This window comes from Nonomuraea sp. NPDC050547 (assembly GCF_044457345.1).
Taxonomy (GTDB): Bacteria; Actinomycetota; Actinomycetes; order Streptosporangiales; family Streptosporangiaceae; genus Nonomuraea.
In genome coordinates, this window is record NZ_JBITGW010000008.1 from 287,463 (window position 1) to 305,432 (window position 17,970).

The 17,970-nt window shown below is 71.1% G+C and carries 17 protein-coding genes; 8 read left to right on the forward strand and 9 right to left on the reverse strand.

Going from position 1 to position 17,970, the window contains the following annotated elements; all coding sequences use genetic code 11:
• Positions 1 to 40 precede the first annotated feature (40 nt).
• Positions 41 to 793, forward strand: coding sequence for an SDR family NAD(P)-dependent oxidoreductase (locus ACIBHY_RS21955; protein ID WP_397307575.1), 753 nt, complete (start codon positions 41 to 43; stop codon positions 791 to 793).
• Here the strand turns inward: ACIBHY_RS21955 and cysS are convergent.
• The 7 genes from cysS to ACIBHY_RS21990 all read right to left on the reverse strand — a co-directional run bounded on the left by cysS (position 788) and on the right by ACIBHY_RS21990 (position 10,294).
• A complete protein-coding gene (gene cysS, locus ACIBHY_RS21960) occupies positions 788 to 2,158 on the reverse strand; it encodes a cysteine--tRNA ligase (protein WP_397307576.1) in 1,371 nt (456 codons plus the stop codon). The two genes, ACIBHY_RS21955 and cysS, sit on opposite strands and share 6 nt — an antisense overlap.
• Positions 2,159 to 2,173: 15 nt before the next feature.
• Entirely contained in the window at positions 2,174 to 4,018 is a 1,845-nt protein-coding gene (locus ACIBHY_RS21965; RefSeq protein ID WP_397251503.1) for a sigma factor-like helix-turn-helix DNA-binding protein, read from the reverse strand.
• A gap of 47 nt (positions 4,019 to 4,065) precedes the next feature.
• The gene (locus ACIBHY_RS21970) at positions 4,066 to 5,886 is read right to left on the reverse strand and encodes a UvrD-helicase domain-containing protein (RefSeq protein ID WP_397251501.1); all 1,821 of its coding nucleotides are present in this window, start codon (positions 5,884 to 5,886) and stop codon (positions 4,066 to 4,068) included.
• A gap of 5 nt (positions 5,887 to 5,891) precedes the next feature.
• Positions 5,892 to 7,904, reverse strand: a complete 2,013-nt coding sequence (locus ACIBHY_RS21975; RefSeq protein WP_397307577.1) for a hypothetical protein — start codon at positions 7,902 to 7,904, stop codon at positions 5,892 to 5,894.
• Positions 7,905 to 8,130: 226 nt separating this feature from the next.
• Entirely contained in the window at positions 8,131 to 8,934 is an 804-nt protein-coding gene (locus ACIBHY_RS21980) for a class I SAM-dependent methyltransferase (protein WP_397251498.1), read from the reverse strand.
• Between the two features lie 74 nt (positions 8,935 to 9,008).
• Positions 9,009 to 10,067, reverse strand: a complete 1,059-nt coding sequence (locus ACIBHY_RS21985; RefSeq protein WP_397251496.1) for an ABC transporter substrate-binding protein — start codon at positions 10,065 to 10,067, stop codon at positions 9,009 to 9,011.
• Between the two features lie 17 nt (positions 10,068 to 10,084).
• The gene (locus ACIBHY_RS21990; protein WP_397251493.1) at positions 10,085 to 10,294 is read right to left on the reverse strand and encodes a hypothetical protein; all 210 of its coding nucleotides are present in this window, start codon (positions 10,292 to 10,294) and stop codon (positions 10,085 to 10,087) included.
• Positions 10,295 to 10,420: 126 nt separating this feature from the next.
• Between ACIBHY_RS21990 and fdxA the strand changes: the two genes are divergently transcribed.
• From fdxA to ACIBHY_RS22005, 3 genes are all read left to right on the forward strand, one after another.
• Complete coding sequence (gene fdxA / locus ACIBHY_RS21995) at positions 10,421 to 10,747, forward strand: ferredoxin (RefSeq protein ID WP_184967872.1); 327 nt, start codon at positions 10,421 to 10,423, stop codon at positions 10,745 to 10,747.
• 318 nt (positions 10,748 to 11,065) lie between these two features.
• Positions 11,066 to 12,136 carry a succinyldiaminopimelate transaminase gene (gene dapC / locus ACIBHY_RS22000; RefSeq protein WP_397307578.1) on the forward strand — a complete coding sequence of 357 codons (1,071 nt, stop codon included), beginning with the start codon at positions 11,066 to 11,068 and terminating at the stop codon, positions 12,134 to 12,136.
• A gap of 76 nt (positions 12,137 to 12,212) precedes the next feature.
• Positions 12,213 to 12,878, forward strand: coding sequence for a DUF4178 domain-containing protein (locus ACIBHY_RS22005; protein ID WP_397307579.1), 666 nt, complete (start codon positions 12,213 to 12,215; stop codon positions 12,876 to 12,878).
• 249 nt (positions 12,879 to 13,127) lie between these two features.
• On the opposite strand, the gene ACIBHY_RS22010 is transcribed toward ACIBHY_RS22005, so the two are convergent.
• A complete protein-coding gene (locus ACIBHY_RS22010) occupies positions 13,128 to 13,952 on the reverse strand; it encodes a hypothetical protein (RefSeq protein ID WP_397251487.1) in 825 nt (274 codons plus the stop codon).
• Between the two features lie 37 nt (positions 13,953 to 13,989).
• Between ACIBHY_RS22010 and ACIBHY_RS22015 the strand changes: the two genes are divergently transcribed.
• The 4 genes from ACIBHY_RS22015 to ACIBHY_RS22030 all read left to right on the forward strand — a co-directional run bounded on the left by ACIBHY_RS22015 (position 13,990) and on the right by ACIBHY_RS22030 (position 17,672).
• Positions 13,990 to 14,823, forward strand: a complete 834-nt coding sequence (locus ACIBHY_RS22015; protein ID WP_397251485.1) for a 2,3,4,5-tetrahydropyridine-2,6-dicarboxylate N-succinyltransferase — start codon at positions 13,990 to 13,992, stop codon at positions 14,821 to 14,823.
• A gap of 13 nt (positions 14,824 to 14,836) precedes the next feature.
• On the forward strand, positions 14,837 to 15,889 hold the full coding sequence (gene dapE, locus ACIBHY_RS22020) for a succinyl-diaminopimelate desuccinylase (protein WP_397307580.1): 1,053 nt from the start codon (positions 14,837 to 14,839) through the stop codon (positions 15,887 to 15,889).
• Positions 15,890 to 16,147: 258 nt separating this feature from the next.
• Positions 16,148 to 16,912, forward strand: a complete 765-nt coding sequence (locus ACIBHY_RS22025) for a TIGR00730 family Rossman fold protein (protein ID WP_397251481.1) — start codon at positions 16,148 to 16,150, stop codon at positions 16,910 to 16,912.
• Between the two features lie 175 nt (positions 16,913 to 17,087).
• Positions 17,088 to 17,672 (forward strand): TIGR00730 family Rossman fold protein, encoded by a 585-nt coding sequence (locus tag ACIBHY_RS22030; protein WP_397251479.1) that lies wholly within the window; start codon positions 17,088 to 17,090, stop codon positions 17,670 to 17,672.
• 11 nt (positions 17,673 to 17,683) lie between these two features.
• Here ACIBHY_RS22030 and ACIBHY_RS22035 read toward each other — a convergent pair whose 3' ends face one another.
• Entirely contained in the window at positions 17,684 to 17,965 is a 282-nt protein-coding gene (locus ACIBHY_RS22035; protein ID WP_397307581.1) for a hypothetical protein, read from the reverse strand.
• Between the last annotated feature and the right edge of the window lie 5 nt (positions 17,966 to 17,970).

A 17,970-nucleotide genomic window follows, 5' to 3' on the forward strand; every position in this document is an offset into this window, starting at 1 on the left:
CCTAAGCGGACCCTAAGCGCCTTTCCGCACAGTGGGCGGCATGACAAACATGAAGGCAGTGGTGATCGGCGGAACCCACGGCATCGGCCTGGCGATCGCCGAGTCGATGACCAAGAGAGGCGCCAAGGTCCTGGTCACGGGGCGGAACGAGCGCAACCTGGAGAGCGCGGCGCCGCTCGTCGCCCACGCGCTGCGCTCCGACCTGGCCGACATGGCCGACGTGCGCGCGCTCGGCCCGGCCGTGAAGGAATTGCTCGGTGAGGTGGACCACGTTTTCGTCAACGCCGGGGTCGCCGAGGGCGGGCCGATCGAGTCGGTCACCGAGGAGTCCTACGACCGGCAGTTCGCCGTCAACACCAAGGGTGTCCTGTTCAGCACCCAACAGCTGATCCCGCTGATCCGCAGGGGCGGCTCGATCGTCTTCACCACCTCGGTCGCCGACAGCGGCGGCACGGCGGGGATGGCCGTGTACTCCGCCTCGAAGGCGGCCGTGTGGTCGCTGGCCCAGGTGCTCGCGGCCGAACTGCTGCCCAGAGGCGTCAGGGTGAACGCGGTCCAGCCCGGGTTCATCGACACGCCCACGGCGGGGGTGGCGGGGTTCACGACGGAGGAACGGGCGGCGTTCAAGGCCGCGGGCGACCTGGCGACCCCGATGCGCCGCCACGGGACCTCGGAGGAAGTGGCCGACGCGGCGGTCTTCCTGGCTCTGGAGGCCACCTACACCACCGGCGTCAAGCTGCCCGTGGACGGCGGCATCGGCCGGCGCCTCAGCGTCCTCCCCGACGGGTCATGACCAGGTCTGGCCGTCCGGGGTGTCGGCGACCTTCACGCCCTTCTCGGCGAGCTCGTCCCTGAGCCGGTCGGCGGCGTCCCAGTCGCGCGCCTCGCGGGCGCGGGCCCGCTGGTCGAGCAGTTCGGCGGCGCCGGTCGGAAGGACGGGCGCCCTGCCGATCTCGCTGGACAGGTCCAGGGCGAGCACGTTGTCCAGGTGGAGGAACGTCTCGAACTTGGCGCCTGGCGCGACCCCGTCGTCCCGCTCCAGCTCGCGCAGGACGCGCAGCGCGGTGGGGGTGTCGAGGTCGTCGTCGAATGCGTCCTGGGCGCGTTCCGAATAGGCGGCGGCGATGGGGGCGCTCGGGTGCTCGGCCCACTCGGCCACCCGCGCGCGCCACCGTCTCAGCGTGCGGTCGGCGGCGCGCAGGGTGTCCCAGCTCAGGTTGAGCTGCTGGCGGTAGCGGTGCTCCATGAACGCCAGCCGCAGCGCCAGCGGATCGAGACCCTGGGCGGCCACGTCCTGGAGCAGCACCACGTTGCCCGTGGACTTGGCCATCTTGCGGCCGTCGAACAGCAGGTGCTCGCCGTGGACCCAGCGCTGGACGACCTCGCGCCCGGCGGCGGAGTTCGACTGGGCGCGCTCGTCCTCGTGGTGGGGGAAGCGAAGGTCGATGCCGCCGGTGTGGATGTCGATGTGGTCGCCGAGGTAGCGCAGCGACATGGCCGAGCACTCGATGTGCCAGCCGGGGAAGCCGACGCCGCCCCACGGGGTCTGCCAGGTCAGTTCGCGGTCCGCGTGCTTCCACAGCGCCCAGTCGGCGTGGAAGCGCTTGCGCGGGTCGACGCCCTCGACGCGGTGGCCGGGCTTGAGCGCGTCCAGCCGGTTGCCGGAGATCTCGCCGTACGTGGGGAAGGTCTCGGCGGCGAAGAACACCGATCCGTCCGGCACCGCGTATGCGTGGCCCTTCTCCATCAGCTTGACGATCAGCTCGATCATCAGGTCGATGGTCTCGGTGGCGCGGGGGGAGATGTCGGCCGGCCGGATGTTGAGCGCGGCGCAGTCGCGGCGGTAGGCGTCCTCGTAGAAGCGCGCGATTTCCAGCGTCGACTTCCCCTCGGCGCGCGCCTGCATGAGGACCTTGTCCTCGCCGATCTCCGCGTCGTCCACGAGGTGGCCGACGTCGGTGATGTTCTGGCAGGCGCGCACGCGTACGCGGCGGGCCCCCAGAACCCGGCGGATCAGATCCGACAGCAGGTACGTCCGCAGGTTGCCGACATGCGCGAACCGGTACACGGTGGGCCCGCAGGAATACATCCGGACGGCGCCGGCCGCCGGGGTGACGGGTTCTACCTTCCTGGTCCTGGTGTCATAGATCCGCAACATGCCCCGAGCTTAGGCTCACACCCCCAGGAAACCCAGGATGTCGCGGTCGCCCCGCTCGCGCAGCCGGCCGATCACCTCGTCCCGCGCCGAGGTCTCCGGCAGCCCGATCCGCGCCCCGATCAGCTGCAGGCCCTCCAGCTCCGAGTTCACCGGTGCGGTGTAGCCGATCAGGTGCAGCGCGCGGCCGAGCGGCGTCAGCGCCACGTTGGCCGCGGGCAGGAAGCGCGTGAGCAGCTCGCCGCCGTCGGAGACGGTCAGGAACACGTGGTCGCCCTCGCCGGCCTTGAAGTCGGCCAGGACGTTGCGGATCGAGCCCATCGTCGGCTGGTTGTGCCAGCTGATCACCACGTCCCCCGAGGGCGTCGCCGCGGTCAGCTGGCCGCCCGGCGCCATGCCCAGATAGGCCGCGAAGCCCGTCGGCAGCGGCGAACCGGAGCCGCGCAGGTGCTCGGCGTTCACGTCCACCCGGTGCCACCAGCGCCCGTCCCGGCTGCGGAAGCTGCGCCGCGTCTCCGAGACGTCCTTGCGCGGCTGGTACGGCTCCGCCACCTCGCCGGGCGGCGCCGTACCCGCGACCCTGATCCACCCGCGCTGGGTGCGCTCGAACCCGGGCCCGCCCGAGTAGGCGCGCACCGAGCTCTCGCTCACGTCGTACTTGGCGGTGAGGTTCGTGACGATCGTGCTCACCGAGGCCTCGCCGCCGGCCCGCTCGATCTCCCTGGCGATCATCTCCCTGATCCCCAGGTACTCGTCGCCGCCCCAGCGCGTCAGCCCGTACTTGTTCCTGTCCACGCGCAGGAAGCGCTCGTCGGCGGTGAGCTGGTTGCGGATGCCGACGAGGCTGTAGTCCTCGCCGATGCGCTCCTGGATCTCCTCCGGCGACAGCGGCCGCCCGGCGACCGACAGGACCGCCTCGGCCTTCTCGTTGATGCTGCGCGGCCACGGCACCACGTGCCCGTCGAGTATCCGCAGCTGGGGCACGGCCAGGATCCACCGCTCCGCCACGTCCTCGCGGACGCCGAGCTGGGTGACCATGGAGACCGCCTCGCCCATGGGCCGCGGGCCGTCGGCGAACAACTGCCTGGTCTTCTCCCGCAGCTCGTCGCCGCCGCCCGCCACCAGCCAGTCGTCGGACTGCTCATAGCCGGTCAGCAGCGTCCGGACGAAGCGCCAGGTCGGGATGTTCAGGGTCGTGAGCTCGCCGCGGTGCCACGGCACCGCCGCCGTCAGGTCGTCGGCCGGTACGGCGGAGCCGAGCCGCCCCCGCAGCCACGTCACGTGCGCGACCAGCGGCGCCGCCTCGGGGCCGCCCAGCCAGGCCTCCACGTGGTCGCGCAGGTCGCGCTCGATCTGCCGGATCCGCTCGCGGGTCACGGAGAAACGCTGGGCCAGCTCGTCGAGCGTGGCGCGCTGCGCCGCGTACAGCCGGTCGCGGGCGATGGCCCGCTGCCGGTCGTCGAGTGCGGCGAACAGCGCGTCGATGAGCTCGGGCACCGGCCGGTCGGCCCGCACCTCGGGCGCGCGCTCGGCGACCGGCTCAAGCAGCCGCTCGAAGACGCGCACGAACATCTTCAGCACCGCGTCACGGCCCAGGGTCTCCGGCGTGCGCTCGGCGTCCACGGGGTCGGAGAAACGCAGGAGGGGCAGGATGTCGCCGAGGGGGAGGTGCCCCCAGAAGGCCACGGCGAGGTCGGCGAGGTTGCCCGCGACTGTCTGCGTGCCCGCCAGCGCGCAGGCACGGTCGATCGGGATCGCGTGCCACCATGCCTCGGGCAGCTGTGGCTCTTCCGCGATCGGCGCGATCTGGCTGGGAGAGGTCCAGCGCAGGGGTGGCGCGAGGTCGCTCAGGCTGAGATTCATTGGGGTCCAACCGGCAAAGGGAAGTATCCGCAGTTCAGACTATGTGATCAGAGGGAGAGAAATGGGCTTCCTCTCCCTGAATGGGATATATAGAGCATTGATCTGGCCCGGGTACAGGCCACATAAAGCACGCTTCGCTCGCGTTGTAAGGCCCGCGCGCGCTCTGCCGGGTCCTGCGGCGGAGTTTCCGGTACGACACCCTCCGTCACCCCGATCAGCGCCACACGTTCGAACTCCAAGCCTTTGAGATGGTGGAACATCGCGACCGGGACGTCCAGCCCGCCCAGCGCCTTCTTGGCCGCCCGCACCAGCTTCATCGTCCGCGCCGCCACCGCGATCGCGCGGGCCGAGACGCCCTCGTCCAGCCATGAGCGCACCGTGGCGGCCAGCCCGGCCAGTTCCGCCTCGGGCGTGTCGTAGGCCCGGACCATCGGGCGCTCGCCGTGCCCGGTGCCGCGCAGCCCGTACATGCCGGCCAGGCCCTTGACCAGGCCGTCCGTCGGGCCGCCGCCGCGCAGCCGTACCCCGAAGGAGAGCAGTTCGTGCGGCAGCCGGTAGGAGACCCGCAGCGCGTGCTGCACGGCGGGAATCCCGGCCGAGCTCAGCGTCACCCGCGTGTCGGTGATCCGCTGGTGCGGGTCGCCGACGACGAAGAGATCGTCGTGCGCGCGCGGCACCACCGCGCGCAGCAGCCGCCACTGCGCCGGGCTGACGTCCTGCGCCTCGTCCACAATCATGTGACGGTACGGCTTGCGTCCCGGATCCACGTCGTCGAGCAGATCTCCCGTGGCCCGCCCGAGCAGCACCAGCGCCTGCTCCGTGAGCTCGGCCAGCGACCTGGCCCCCGCCCCCGCCAGCACGGGCCGGCGGCCCTCGGCGTCGGCCACGATCCGCACCGCCAGCCGCTCCGGGTTGTCCACCTCGATCCGCTTGCGGATCACCTCGTCCTTGACCAGCACGTCCAGCCGCCCCGACAGGTCCTCGCACAACCCCTGCGAGAACGTCACCAGCAGCACCCGCCCGCCCCCGTGCCTGGCCAGATGGGCGGCGCGGTGCAGCGCCAGGAGCGTCTTGCCGGTTCCGGCGCCGCCGATGACCAGCACCGGATGGTCGTAGCGGCCGGTCCTGGCCAGCCGGTGCTGCGGCGGGTGCAGGAACGTGCACCAGTGGGGCGCCGCGAGCACCTGGTCGAGCTCCTCGGCGTCGGCCGCGAACACCGCGCGGTCCGGGCTGCGTTCCAGGGCCGCGTGCAGGTCGTCCTGGTCGACCCAGCCGGTCGCGCCGTCGACGGCGCGGCAGCCGTCCAGCTCGCGCCACGCTTCCGACATCGAGCCGCCCCGGCCCAGTACGGCCAGCGGCAGGTGCTGCGTGGGCGGCAGCAGCGGCTCCAGCGCCGCCACGTCCGCCTCGGTCGTGATGAGCCTGACGAGCGGCAGCACCCGCGGATCCAGCCCCAGCGCCAGCAGGTCGCCGTCGCAGATCGGGTCGAACAGCCGCGACGCGCCCGCCGAGCGGCGCAGCGCCGGCTCGACCCTTTCCAGGGCCGCCGCGTCCCACTCCTCAAGGACGCCGATCACCGGGTTCACGCCGTAGCGGTGGCGCTGGGCGAACGACCAGGCGTCCGGGTCGGGCAGCAGGGCGCGCAGCCAGTACACCTCGCGCTGACGCACCACGACGCCGCGCTGCCCCTCCGCCAGGCGCAGAGTGGCCACCCGCGCGTCCCTGGCGCCCCTGACCCTCTCGGGGTGGGGCGCGCCGTTCTCGGTCAGCAGGAAGCGGCGCAGCGCGCTCACGGCGCTCTCACGCACCGGCGGTGCCAGTGCGCTGAGCCCCCGAGGGAAGTCGGGGCCGATCGCGAGCCGCGGCACGGGGCTCAGTCCAAGAGATCGAGCAGGTCGCGGTCCCCGCGTTCGCGGAGCCTGGCGAGCACGTCGGGAAGGGCCACGGGGCCGGTCATCCCGATCCTGGTCGCGATCACCCGCGCGGCCACCTCCAGCCCCGCGTCCGGCGCGGTGTAGCAGACGAGCCGGAGCGCCCTGGTGATCTTGTCGGCGCTGGGCGCGGCCACCGGCAGGTGCCTGGCGCGCAGCACGCCCTCGTCCGACAGCGTCAGGAACACGTGCCCGCCCTCCTTCGCCCCGACATCCAGCAGCAGGCGGGAAACCGACTCCAGCACCGGACGCCCGTGCCAGCTCATGGTCAGCTCACCCGCGGCGCTCCTGACCATGCGGCTCTCGCCCGGAGACAGCCCCAGATAGGCGGCGAACCCGGTCGGCAACAGGCACTCCGACCCGCCGAGATGCTCGGCCGTGACGTCCACCCGCAGGTACCAGCGGCCGTCCGGCTGGCGGAAGCAGCGCCTGGTCTGGGAGACGTCCTTGAGCGGCTGGTACGGCTTGGCGGCGTGCTCGCCGTTCTGCTCACCGGATTCGTGCGGCGTGAACGCCCCGAACCTGACCTGCTCCTCAGCCGCACCCGACCCGGCCGGCTCGAACGGCGACGGCCCCGGCGGCACGTCTCCCGAGGCGGCCGCCGATCCCGCCGCGCCCGATCCCGCCGCGCCCGATCCCGCCGCGCCCGATCCCGCCGCGCCCGATCCCGCCGCGCCCGAGGCGGGCGCGGCCTGAACGGCCTGAGCGGTCGCGGCCCCTGCCAGCGTCGCCTTCACGAACTGCCACGCGGGAACCTCCAGCGCGCGGATCTCCCTGGCGTGCCAGTCCGCGGCGCCGATCAGCTTGTCGCGGGGGGCGGCCTCGCCGATCGTGCCGCGCAGCTCGTCCAGATGTGCCCGGAACGGCGCCGCCTCGTCGCTGGCCAGCCACCGCTCCAGCCGGGACCGCAGGGCGATCTCCGTGGCGTTGATCTCGGCCGGCGAGACGGCGAACAACTTGGCCAACTGCTCCACGGCCGACGGCTGGTCGGTGAAGACCCGGTTCTGCGCGACGGCCCAGCTCTTGTCGTCCAGGTCGGCGAAGGCGGACTCGATCAACGCCGGCAGCCTGGGCCCAGAGCCGTCCTCCACCGCCCCGCCATCAGCACCCTCCGCCTCAGGCGCACCCTCGGCTTCGTGCTCCGCGCCGGCTTCGTGCTCGTCCGCGTCGGGCTCATCGGCTTCCGCAGGCTCCTCGGCCTCGTCGGCCTGCGCGGGCTCCTGCGCCTCAGCGACGGCCTCTGCGGGCTCCTCCGCCTCCGCGTCGGCTTCCGCCCCTGCGGACTCCTCGGCCGCCTCCTGCTCAACCGCTGCCACCGGCTCCTCGGAGTCGGCCGCCTCGGACTCCCCAGCCTCGGCCTCTTCCTCGGGCTCCCCACCCTCGGACTCGGGCTCCCCACCCTCGGGCTCTTCAGGCTCCTCAGCCTCGGGCTCTTCGGCCTGGGCGACGGCCACAGGCTCGTCTCCCGCGGCCTCTTCCCGGTGTTCCGCGGCCTCCTGCGGCTCCTCGGGCACCGGCTGCGCGACGGCCACCACGACGGCGACGGGCTCGGCGGAGGACTCCGCCACCGGCTCTGACACCGGCCCGGCCGCCTTGGACACCGCCCCGGCCACCGGCTCGGGTGCCGGTCGGGTGGCGCGGCGGGGTTCCGGGGCGGGTCTGGGGGAGGGCGCGAGCCGTACCAGAACAGCGGAGAACAGCATGTTGAGCACCGGACGCGCCTGAATGAACGGCTGGTCCATCAGCTCACGGCTGGTCAGCGCGAGCAGCCCCGTCCACGATCCCGCCCGGTCGAGCGCGATCGCCACCTGCGGCTCGTCGGCGTCGTCCGGGTCGAGCACGTGCAGGGCGGGCAGCACGTCGCCGACGGCCGCGGCCGGCCAGTGCTCCAGCGCGATCTCCGTCAGCAGTTCGCCCAGGGATTCGGGGCCGATCGCGGCCAGCACATGCGGCATCGGCAGACTGCGCCACCATGCCTCCGGCAGGTCCGGCTGCCCGTGAAGAAGTGTGATCGCCGACGCGTCGCTCCACCTCAACGGTGGTACGAGGTCGCTCAGGCAGAAATTCATCCTGTTACGTTCACCCGTCCCTCACGCCGCCGTAGCGATCCAGCCATACGTTCGCAGCCCACGGAACAGACCATAGTCCGGCAAAACGCCCCTACGCATCATGGACTACGCATCAGCGCTTCACGGCAGCGAAGCGTAGACGCACGTAGTCGGCCATCCAGCCCGTTTCCCTGCGAAGGGCGGGAGCGGCCAGTTCGTTGACCCGGCGGAGCAGCGGGTCGACGATCTCCGGCGGCACTCCGTTCAGCACCGATCCGGCGAACATCCGCACCCAGTCAGCGGCGCCGCCAGGGCACTCGTCGAGCGGGGTGGGACGGTCGAAGTGCTCCAGCAGGCGGACCACGAAGCCCTCCTGCTCCAGCCGGGAGGCGTACGCGGCGGGTGTGGGGAAATACCACGGCAGGTCCGGTTCCGGCAGGCCGTACTCGCGCCAGGCGGTGTGCATGGCGGCGGTGAGTTCCGCGCAGTTGCCCGCGCCGCCCATCTCGGCGACGAAGCGCCCGCCGGGCGCGAGCGCCTCGCGGACGCTGGAGATCACCGCGCCCGGGTCGCGGCTCATCCAGTGGAGCGCGGCGTTGGAGAAGACGGCGTCGTAGGCCTGGGCGACGTTGAAGTCGTGGCCGTCGCCGACGATGAAGTCGATCCCGGGGTACTGCGCGAGCGCTTTCTCGATCATGGCGGGGGAGCCGTCGATGCCCAGCACGTGGGCTCCCCGTAAGGCGATCTCGGCGGTCAGCACGCCGGTGCCGCAGCCCAGGTCGAGCACGCGCTCGCCAGGCCGCGGATCCAGCAGGTCGACCAGGGGCGCGCCCCTGGCGGAAACGTATCCGAAGCTGCTGTCCAGAGTGCGACTGGTCCACCGCTCCAAACTCGGTGCGTCGTAGCGCAAGACGATCAGCTCACAATCATCAGACATCGGGCCCCCGCGGCCGTGCTGTCGCTAACTGTAGATGCTGACCGTCTCTCACGACATATCCCGTCACAGGGGTCTCATCGCATACTGTGCGCCCATTCCCGCTTGAGGTACGACTTTGCGGCATCTGCCTGCGGAATCGTGAGCAGGAGCGGCGGGCCGGGTGCGACGGGAAGTTTCGCCGCCTGCTCGGTGTCGAGCGTGCCGCGCATGAGCATCGCCTCGCCGCGGGCCGGACGGGCGTACCCCTTCTGGAGGAGGTTCTGGCCCTCGTCGGAGAAGAGGAACTCCTGCCACAGCCGGGCGGCGGCCGGATGTGTCGCGTCCTTGTTGATCGCCTGCACGTAGTAGCCGCCCAGCGGGGCGTCGCGCGGGATCGTGACCTTCCACGCCTCGGGGTCCTCGGCGGCGCGGGCGGCGTTGAGGTGGTCCCAGTCGACGACCACGTTCGCCTGGACCGGATCGGTGAGCCTGCCGCCCTGCTTGAGCTTGGCGAACAGGTCCACGCCACGGGCCGGCTGCGGTGTGCCCGCCAGCATCGAGGCGGCGATCACGCCGTTGAACGCGGACGCGGCCTTCAGCGGGTCGCCGGCCAGCGCCACCTTGTAGCCGGGCTTGGCCAGGTCGGCGAAGGAGGCCGGCGCGGCCACCTCGCGCGGGTCGTAGCCGATGGACATGTAGCCGCCGTAGGCCGCGTACCAGGCGCCCTTGGTGTCCTTGACGTGGTCGGGCAGATCCTGCCAGCCCTGGACCTTGTACGGCGCGAACCTGGCCGCGTTGGCCACCGCCACGTCCAGGGTCAGGTCGAACACGTCGGGCTTCAGCTGGGCGGCGGACTGGAGCTCACGGGCGCTGCTGGCGCGCGGTTCGAGCTCGTTGACCTTGATGCCGTACTTCTCGGAGAAGGTGTCGATGATCTCGCCGTAGTTCACCCAGTCGCGGGAGAGGGCGACCACGGTGAGCGCGCCCTCCTGCTTGGCGGTCTCGGCCAGGCGGTCCATGGTCGTGAAGCCGTCCTTCAGCGAGGCGGCTTTCGCGTTCACCGGAGGCAGCGGCTTTTGCTCGGTCGTCGGGGACGCGCCGCACCCGGCGCTGACGAGGATGGCGGCTACGGCGGCGCAGGTACGTACTGTCACACAACGAATACTTACCGCTACATCCGCCCAGGTCGAGGAGGCGCGGCCGGGACCACCTTGGCCGCGACCAGGGATTCCTCGGCGATCTCCACGATCGTGCCGTCCCGTTTACGAACCGTGAGGACGCCGTCGTCCCACGATTCGAGAATGCCGACCGCATCGCGGAACCCGCCGGGCACCCGCCTACGCGTGGTGATCCGTACCCCTATATCCGCAGATGTGACCATGATTGTCAGGCGAGCGGCCACGAGTTTGGCACCCTCCGTTCCAGCCACTTGGCTAGCACGGCAATACTAGGGCTTAGCAAACCGCGGTTGGAGTCGCGCCATGGTGCGGAGAAGAAGGAGCTCGAGGTGACCTACGTCATCGCGCAGCCTTGCGTGGACGTCCTTGACAAGGCGTGCATCGAGGAGTGCCCCGTCGATTGCATCTACGAGGGCGAGCGCATGCTTTATATCCACCCCGACGAGTGCGTGGACTGCGGCGCGTGCGAGCCTGTGTGCCCCGTGGAAGCGATCTTCTACGAGGACGACCTTCCCGAGCAGTGGAAGGAGTACTACAAGGCGAACGTGGACTTCTTCGAGGACCTGGGCTCGCCCGGCGGCGCCTCGAAGGTCGGCAAGATCGACAAGGACCACCCGGTCGTCGCCGTCCTCCCCCCGCAGGCCGAGGATCACTAGCCGCCGTCTCGCTCTCTGAGACGCTGTATCCGTTACGGCAAGCCACCCCCACGCCACCCGCCGACCCTGGCGGGCGCCGATCGTGGGGGTCGCTTCTCACGTCGGACGTGGTTCGCGCCGTCACGGCGTTCCGCCGACCCGCTGGACAGGCAACCCCGCCGTGCCCCCGATCGAAACCCCGATCAAGGCCCGGTACCCCCGCTCAAAGCCCGGCAACCCCGCCGCGCCCCCGATCGAAACCCGGCACGCTCATGATCGGAACCCAGGCCCCCCGGAACAGGAAACCCCGGTGACCCAGGGCCACTAGTGTGGGTTTCTGTGAACAACCTGCCTGACTTCCCCTGGGACCGGCTCGTGCCGTACAAGGAGCGGGCCGCCGCTCATCCCGACGGGATCGTGGACCTGTCGGTGGGCACGCCGGTGGACTCGGTGCCGCCGCTCGTGCGGGCCGCGCTGATCGAGGCGGCCGACAGCCCCGGCTACCCCCTCACCCACGGCACCAAGGCGCTGCGCGAGGCCGCCTCCGGTTGGCTGGCCCGCCGCCACGGCGTGCGCGTGGACCAGCGGGACGTGCTGCCGCTGATCGGGTCAAAGGAGTTCGTGGCCTGGCTGCCCACGTACCTGGGCGCCAAGCGGGTCGTCTTCCCCGAACTGGCCTACCCGACCTACGACGTCGGCGCCCGGCTGGCCGGAGCCCACGGCACGGCCGCCGACGGGCTGCTGGCGCTCGGGCCCGAGCCCGTCGACCTGGTCTGGGTCAACTCGCCCGGCAACCCCACGGGCAAGGTGCTGCCCGCCGAGCACCTGCGCAAGGTCGTCGCCTGGGCGCGCGAGCGCGGCGCCGTGGTCGCCTCCGACGAGTGCTACATCGAGCTCGGCTGGGAGGACCGGCCCATCTCCATCCTTCATCCTGACGTGTGCGAGGGCTCGCACGAGGGGCTGCTGGCCGTTCACTCGCTCTCCAAGCGCTCGAACCTGGCCGGTTACCGCGCGGGCTTCGTCACCGGAGACCCGGCACTGATCGGCCGGCTGCTGGAGATGCGCAAGCACGCGGGCATGCTGATGCCGCAGCCCGTCCAGGCCGCGATGGCCGCCGCGTTCGCCGACGACGATCACGCCGACGCCCAGCGCGAGCGGTACGCGGCCCGCCGGGCGGTGCTCCGTCCGGCGCTGGAGAAGGCGGGCTGGCGGGTGGACCACTCGACCGCCGGACTGTACCTGTGGGCCACGAACGGCGAGCCCGCGTGGGAGCAGGTTGGGCGGCTATCCGAAAACGGCATTTTGGTCGCGCCGGGTGAATTTTACGGATCCGCAGGTGAACGGCACGTTCGCATCGCCATAACGGCAACCGACGAACGCATCGATGCGGCGGTGCGCCGCCTCCAGTAGGATCGCGCGTCGTACGTAGACATAAGTAGATACAGGGCGTTTGCCGAGGCAGACCGCGAGTGGAGCGAGCTGGACGATGAGCATGACCTCCTGGGTCGTACTCGGGCTGAGCATCGCCACCGTCCTGTTGTTGCTTGGGGCTTTCGTCGCCACCATGCGCCAGGACAGGAGGGGCCGCTCGGCCACGCCTCGGTCCGAGGACGTGGTCGTCCAGAGCCCGATGCCCGCGCCGGTGAGCATGCAGGCGCACGCCGGCGGCTACGACGATCCGCGCGAGATCCGGGTGGGTGACCGGATCGAGGTGCACGGGGCGCGTTCCGAGGTGCTCGGGGCCCTGCACGTGGCGCTCCAGGGGCAGCAGTGGACCGAGTACCTGCTGGACGACGGCTCGCGGCGGGCCCGCTGGCTGACGGTCGAGATCCGGCAGGGGCTGGTCTCCGGTGACCCGCCCCACCTGGAGGTTCTCGTCTGGACCGAGGTGCCCACGCAGGGCATGATCCCGGCCAAGAGCATGATCATCATGGAGGGCGTGGAGTTCTTCCCCGTGGACCGGGGCACGGCCGCCTTCCGTTCCGAGGGGGACACCGGTCACCCGGACCGCGGCCTGCTGGACTTCGCCGACTACCGGGCCGCCGACGGGCGCCTGCTCTCCTTCGAGCGCGTGCAGGGCTCCCCGTGGATGGCCAGCTACGCCCAGCCCCTGCCCCCGGGCTCCATCTCCATCATCAGCCACGCTTCCTGACGTTTCCGGTCATCCGCACCGCCCGCGTGGCCTGCCGTGGAATCGACCGGCCCGGCCCTCCCGCCTCGTTCAGGTGCGCCGCGTGCCGCGCGAGTGGTCCGCGCTCAGGCTGGGGTCAGGGATGGACCGGAAGAGGTCCCGGCCAGGCGTTTGCCGGCAAACCCACGAAATTGAGGGATATTGCGGGCAATTTCCAGATCGTTCGATGTTTGCCGGCAATACCGGCTCCCGTTCCGGGGATGGTCACGTTCAGGACAGGACGACCTCGGTGGTCGAGGACTTGCCGCCGGGCTTCCACCCGTCGCTGACCTCCTCGGCCCGCCATGACACCCCGCTGTAGTCGACGCGGCGCAGGCCGTACTCCTGAGCATGGGCGACCGACCACGCGGCGACCAGCCATCCGCGGCGCTCCGTGGTGATCGCGGTGCTGCCCAGCGCGCGGGCGAGCTTGCGGCGCGCCTCGTCGGTGCGGGGGCGCGGGCCGGTCGTGGGGGTGGCGGTCGGCTCGGGGTAGGTGCAGTGCAGGGCCTTGGGCACGCGCCCCGTGAACGCCGCCGCGAGGATCTTGGCGTCGCCCTCGTGCGGCGCGTACGCGTAGCCCGCGGCCGAGCGCTGCACCTCCTGGGCCGCCTCCGCCAGCGGGATCTTGCGGTAGTTCTTCACCTTGACCAGCGCGGCGAAGAACTTGTTGGTGGAGTAGACCGGGTCCATGATCTGCTTCGGCTTGCCCCAGCCCTGCGAGGGACGCTGCTGGAAGACGCCGAGCGAGTCGCGGTCGCCGTGGTTGACGTTGAAGAGCTTCGACTCCTGCAGCGCCGTCGCGTAGGCGATCACGACCGCCCGCTCGGGCAGCCTGCGGCGCGCGGCCACCGCCGCGATGGTCGCCGAGATCTGCGCCTGCTCGACGTCCAGGCTCAGCTCCCCCGACGGCGTGCGGACCACGCACCCGGCCTCGGCCTGCCGGAACGGCTTGGCCTGCTTGAGCAGGTTGTACAGGCCCACGGTGATGGCCACCGCGAGCACGACGACGATGGCCGCGATGGTCAGGACCCCGCGGGAGAAGCGCACGCGCACCCTGAAAAACCTACCCGGCCAGATAGGCTCCGGGGCCATGAGCCACCAGAGCATGTCCTCGCCGCTGCCGGCCGCGGTCGATGAGTTGTGGGAGCGCAGGACGGAGCTGTCGCCGGCCGACACCGAGGCGCGCACGGTGATCGTCTCCGCCATCGACCTCCTGGACACCGGCAAGGCCCGGGTGGCCCGGCTGGAGGACGGCGGCGTTCTGGTGGACGAGCGGGCCAAACGGGCGATTCTGCTCAGCTTCAAGGTGCTCGGCATGGCCAGGTCGCAGGTGGGCGACTTCCAGCACCACGACAGGCAGCCGCTGAAGACCACGTTCGACGGCGTACGCGTGGTTCCCGGGGCGATCGCCCGCTGGGGCGCCTACCTCGCGCCCGGGGTGGTGCTGATGCCGTCGTTCACGAACATCGGCGCGTACGTCGGCGAGGGCACGATGGTCGACACCTGGGCGACGGTCGGCTCGTGCGCCCAGATCGGCAAGAACGTGCACGTCTCCGGCGGCGTCGGCATCGGCGGCGTGCTGGAGCCGCCGAACGCGGTGCCGGTGGTGATCGAGGACGACGCGCTGGTCGGCAGCCGGGCGATGATCGTGGAGGGCGCCCGGGTGGGGCGCGGCGCGGTCGTCGGGGCGGGCACGATCCTGTCGGCCTCGATCCCGGTCATCGACGTGAACACCGGCGAGGAACTGGGCCGCGGGCGCATCCCCGACTGGTGCGTGGCCGTGGGTGGAACGCGCCAGAAGGAGTTCCCCGGCGGCACGTTCGGGTTGCCGTGCGTGCTGGTGCTGAAGAAGCTGGAGCCGGGGGAGCGCCACGACAAGGCCGCGCTCAGCGACGTGCTGCGCGAGCACGGCGTCAACGCCTGAAGGGAATGCACTCATGCTGGATCTGAGCCAGGACGCCGGTGCGCTGACCGCCGCGATCGTGGACGTGGAGTCGGTGAGCGGGGACGAGAAGGCCCTTGCCGACCTGGTCGAGGAGGCTTTGCGGGCGCTGCCGCACCTGAGCGTGGACAGGTCGGGCGAGACGGTCGTGGCGCGCACGTCGCTCGGCCGTGCGGAGAGGGTGCTGATCGCCGGGCACCTCGACACGGTGCCGGTCGCCGCGAACCTGCCGAGCCGGGTGGAGGGCGGGCGGCTCTACGGCTGCGGTACCACCGACATGAAGGCGGGCGTGGCCGTCGCGCTCAAGCTGGCCGCGGCGCTGCCGGCGCCCAGCCGCGACGTCACCTATGTCTTCTACGACTGCGAGGAGGTCGAGGCCGAGCGCAACGGCCTCAATCGGGTCGCCCGCGAGCATCCTGAGTGGCTGGCGGCCGACTTCGCGGTGCTGATGGAGCCGACCGACGGGGTGATCGAGGGCGGCTGCCAGGGGACGCTGCGGGCAGAGGTGCACGTGGCGGGCAAGCGTGCCCACAGCGCGAGGTCGTGGTTCGGGGTGAACGCCATCCACGGGATCGAGCCGGTGCTGGCCAGGCTCAACGCCTACCAGGCGCGGCTGCCGGTGGTCGACGGCCTGGAGTATCACGAGGGGCTCAACGCGGTCGGGGTGCGCGGCGGCGTCGCGGGCAACGTCATCCCGGACTCGTGCGTGGTGACCGTCAACTACCGCTTCGCGCCGGACCTCACGATCGAGCAGGCGCAGGAGCACGTGCGCGAGGTCTTCGACGGCTTCGAGGTGAGCTTCACCGACGCCGCCCCCGGCGCGCGGCCGGGGCTGACCGATCCGGTGGCCGCGGCGTTCACGGCGGCGGTCGGCGGTGAGCCGCGGGCCAAGCTGGGGTGGACGGACGTGGCGCGGTTCTCGTCGCTGGGCGTGCCCGCGGTGAACTACGGTCCGGGGGATCCGAATCTGGCCCATCAGCAAGGTGAGTACGTGTCGCTGGAGAAGATCGCCGACAGCGAGCGTGCGATGCTGAACTGGCTGACATAAAGGGGCACAACGTGAAAGTGACCCTCCTCGCCGGCCATTTGGCGGGGAGAGCCACTTTCAGTCCCGAGCAGCACCCTCGCCGATTAGACGCAGGGTTCGCGATTTTCGGTTCCTCCTTCTTCAAAGATTTTTCTGACAGGTTTCACCGTTACGCTGACCTGCGGTTTCCCCCTTCGAGGAGGTTGGGCGGATTGCCTTCGCCCTGCCGTAAGCCGGGATTCGCCCGTATGGCACGGCCAGAGGGATAGCGTGACCCGCATGAAGCAGTCACGTCCCGAGCGCCGCCAAGGGCAGGCGGTAGTACGAGGCAACCTCGTCCCCGATTCCACCCACGACCAGCGCCTGCTCGACCGGCAGGGGTCCACCGACTGGCTGCACATGGATCCGTGGCGGGTGCTGCGCATCCAGGCGGAGTTCGTGGAGGGCTTCGGGCAACTGGCGGAGCTGCCGCCGGCGGTCACGGTGTTCGGGTCGGCGCGGACGCCTGACGACTCGCCCGAGTACGAGATGGGCGTGGAGCTCGGACGCGCGCTGGCCGAGTCGGGCTACGCGGTCATCACCGGCGGCGGTCCCGGCGTCATGGAGGCGGCCAACCGGGGCGCCACCGAGGTGGACGGCGCGGTCTCGGTGGGGCTCGGGATCGAGCTGCCGTTCGAGCAGAAGATGAACGACTACGTGGACCTCGGGATCGAGTTCCGGTACTTCTTCGTGCGCAAGACGATGTTCGTCAAGTACTCGTGCGGGTTCATCGCGCTGCCGGGCGGGTTCGGCACGCTGGACGAGCTGTTCGAGGCGCTGACGCTGGTGCAGACGCGCAAGGTGACGTCGTTCCCGGTGGTGCTGATGGGCACCTCGTTCTGGGGCGGGATGGTCGACTGGATCAAGAACACGCTCCTGGGCACGGGCAAGATCGCCGCCCAGGACCTCGACCTGATCCACCTCACCGACGACGTCCACGAGGCCGTCCGCATCATCGCGGAGGGCGACGCGGCCCGCTCCCAGCCCGTGGTCGAGCCCCAATAGCTCTCCCCTCATTCGTTACGGCACGCCCGGCCGGCGCCCCCCACCGTCATGGGCGGGCGCCGATCGCAGGGTCGCTTCTCACGTCGGACGTGGTCCCCGCCGCCACGGCGATGCGTCGGCACGCCACCGTGGTCGCAGTCTCTGGTCTTAGCCTGGCCGCATAGGGTGGCGTTTCGTGAATGTCTGTGTCTTCTGCGCCTCAAGCCTGAAAATTGACCGCAAGTACCTCGACCTGGCCGCCGACGTGGGCACCCAACTGGCCAAGCGCGGCCACACGCTCGTCAGCGGCGGCGCCACCGTGTCCTGCATGGGGGCCGTCGGCGCCGCCGCCCGTGCCGCCGGCGGGCACACCGTGGGCGTCATCCCGCAGGTGCTGGTCGACATCGAGGTCGCCGACCACGACTCCGACGAGCTCATCGTCACCGCCGGCATGCGCGAACGCAAAGGCGTCATGGACGCCCGCTCCGACGCCTTCCTGGTGCTGCCCGGCGGCATCGGGACGCTGGAGGAGCTCTTCGAGATCTGGACCGCCCGCGTCATCGGCATCCACGACCGCCCGCTGGTCATCCTCGACCCCTGGGGCCTGTACGACCCGCTCCGCCGCCTCATCGAGGACATGTACGACGCCGGTTTCACCCGCGCCGACGTCTTCGACGCGATCGCCTGGACCACCACGGTGGACGACGCCCTGGCCCACGTCGAGGCGACCCCCAAGCCGGTCCGTCCCTCCGTCGCCGAACTCGGCGAAGCCACCCCCTGAGGGGGCAGGGGTCAGGCCAGGCCGCGGCGGGTCAGGGCCGGGGGGCGGCGGCCGGCCAGGGAGTCGGTCATGTCGATGGCCTGCCGTACCTCGTCGTGGTGGTGGGTGATGAAGATCTGGGTTCCGTGCCAGCGGTAGACGGCCGCGGCGGCCAGGGCGGGGTTGAGGTCGGCGGGGAGTTCGACCACGACGACGGCGCCCGTCGCCACCAGGCGGGCGGCCTCCGCGGGGGAGGCGGCGAGGGTCCAGGAAGGGTCGACTCGCGTGCCCGGGGCGACAAGTGTGGGCTGCATGTCTC

Excerpts from the sequence above, each read along its gene's own strand:
- ACIBHY_RS21955 (WP_397307575.1), top strand. The coding sequence starts at position 41 with ATGACAAACATGAAGGCAGTGGTGATCGGCGGAACCCACGGCATCGGC.
- cysS (WP_397307576.1), bottom strand. The coding sequence starts at position 2,158 with ATGTTGCGGATCTATGACACCAGGACCAGGAAGGTAGAACCCGTCACC.
- ACIBHY_RS21965 (WP_397251503.1), bottom strand. The coding sequence starts at position 4,018 with ATGAATCTCAGCCTGAGCGACCTCGCGCCACCCCTGCGCTGGACCTCT.
- ACIBHY_RS21975 (WP_397307577.1), bottom strand. The coding sequence starts at position 7,904 with ATGCCGCATGTGCTGGCCGCGATCGGCCCCGAATCCCTGGGCGAACTG.
- ACIBHY_RS21980 (WP_397251498.1), bottom strand. The coding sequence starts at position 8,934 with ATGTCTGATGATTGTGAGCTGATCGTCTTGCGCTACGACGCACCGAGT.
- ACIBHY_RS21990 (WP_397251493.1), bottom strand. The coding sequence starts at position 10,294 with ATGGTCACATCTGCGGATATAGGGGTACGGATCACCACGCGTAGGCGG.
- ACIBHY_RS22005 (WP_397307579.1), top strand. The coding sequence starts at position 12,213 with ATGAGCATGACCTCCTGGGTCGTACTCGGGCTGAGCATCGCCACCGTC.
- ACIBHY_RS22015 (WP_397251485.1), top strand. The coding sequence starts at position 13,990 with ATGAGCCACCAGAGCATGTCCTCGCCGCTGCCGGCCGCGGTCGATGAG.
- dapE (WP_397307580.1), top strand. The coding sequence starts at position 14,837 with ATGCTGGATCTGAGCCAGGACGCCGGTGCGCTGACCGCCGCGATCGTG.
- ACIBHY_RS22025 (WP_397251481.1), top strand. The coding sequence starts at position 16,148 with ATGAAGCAGTCACGTCCCGAGCGCCGCCAAGGGCAGGCGGTAGTACGA.
- ACIBHY_RS22035 (WP_397307581.1), bottom strand. The coding sequence starts at position 17,965 with ATGCAGCCCACACTTGTCGCCCCGGGCACGCGAGTCGACCCTTCCTGG.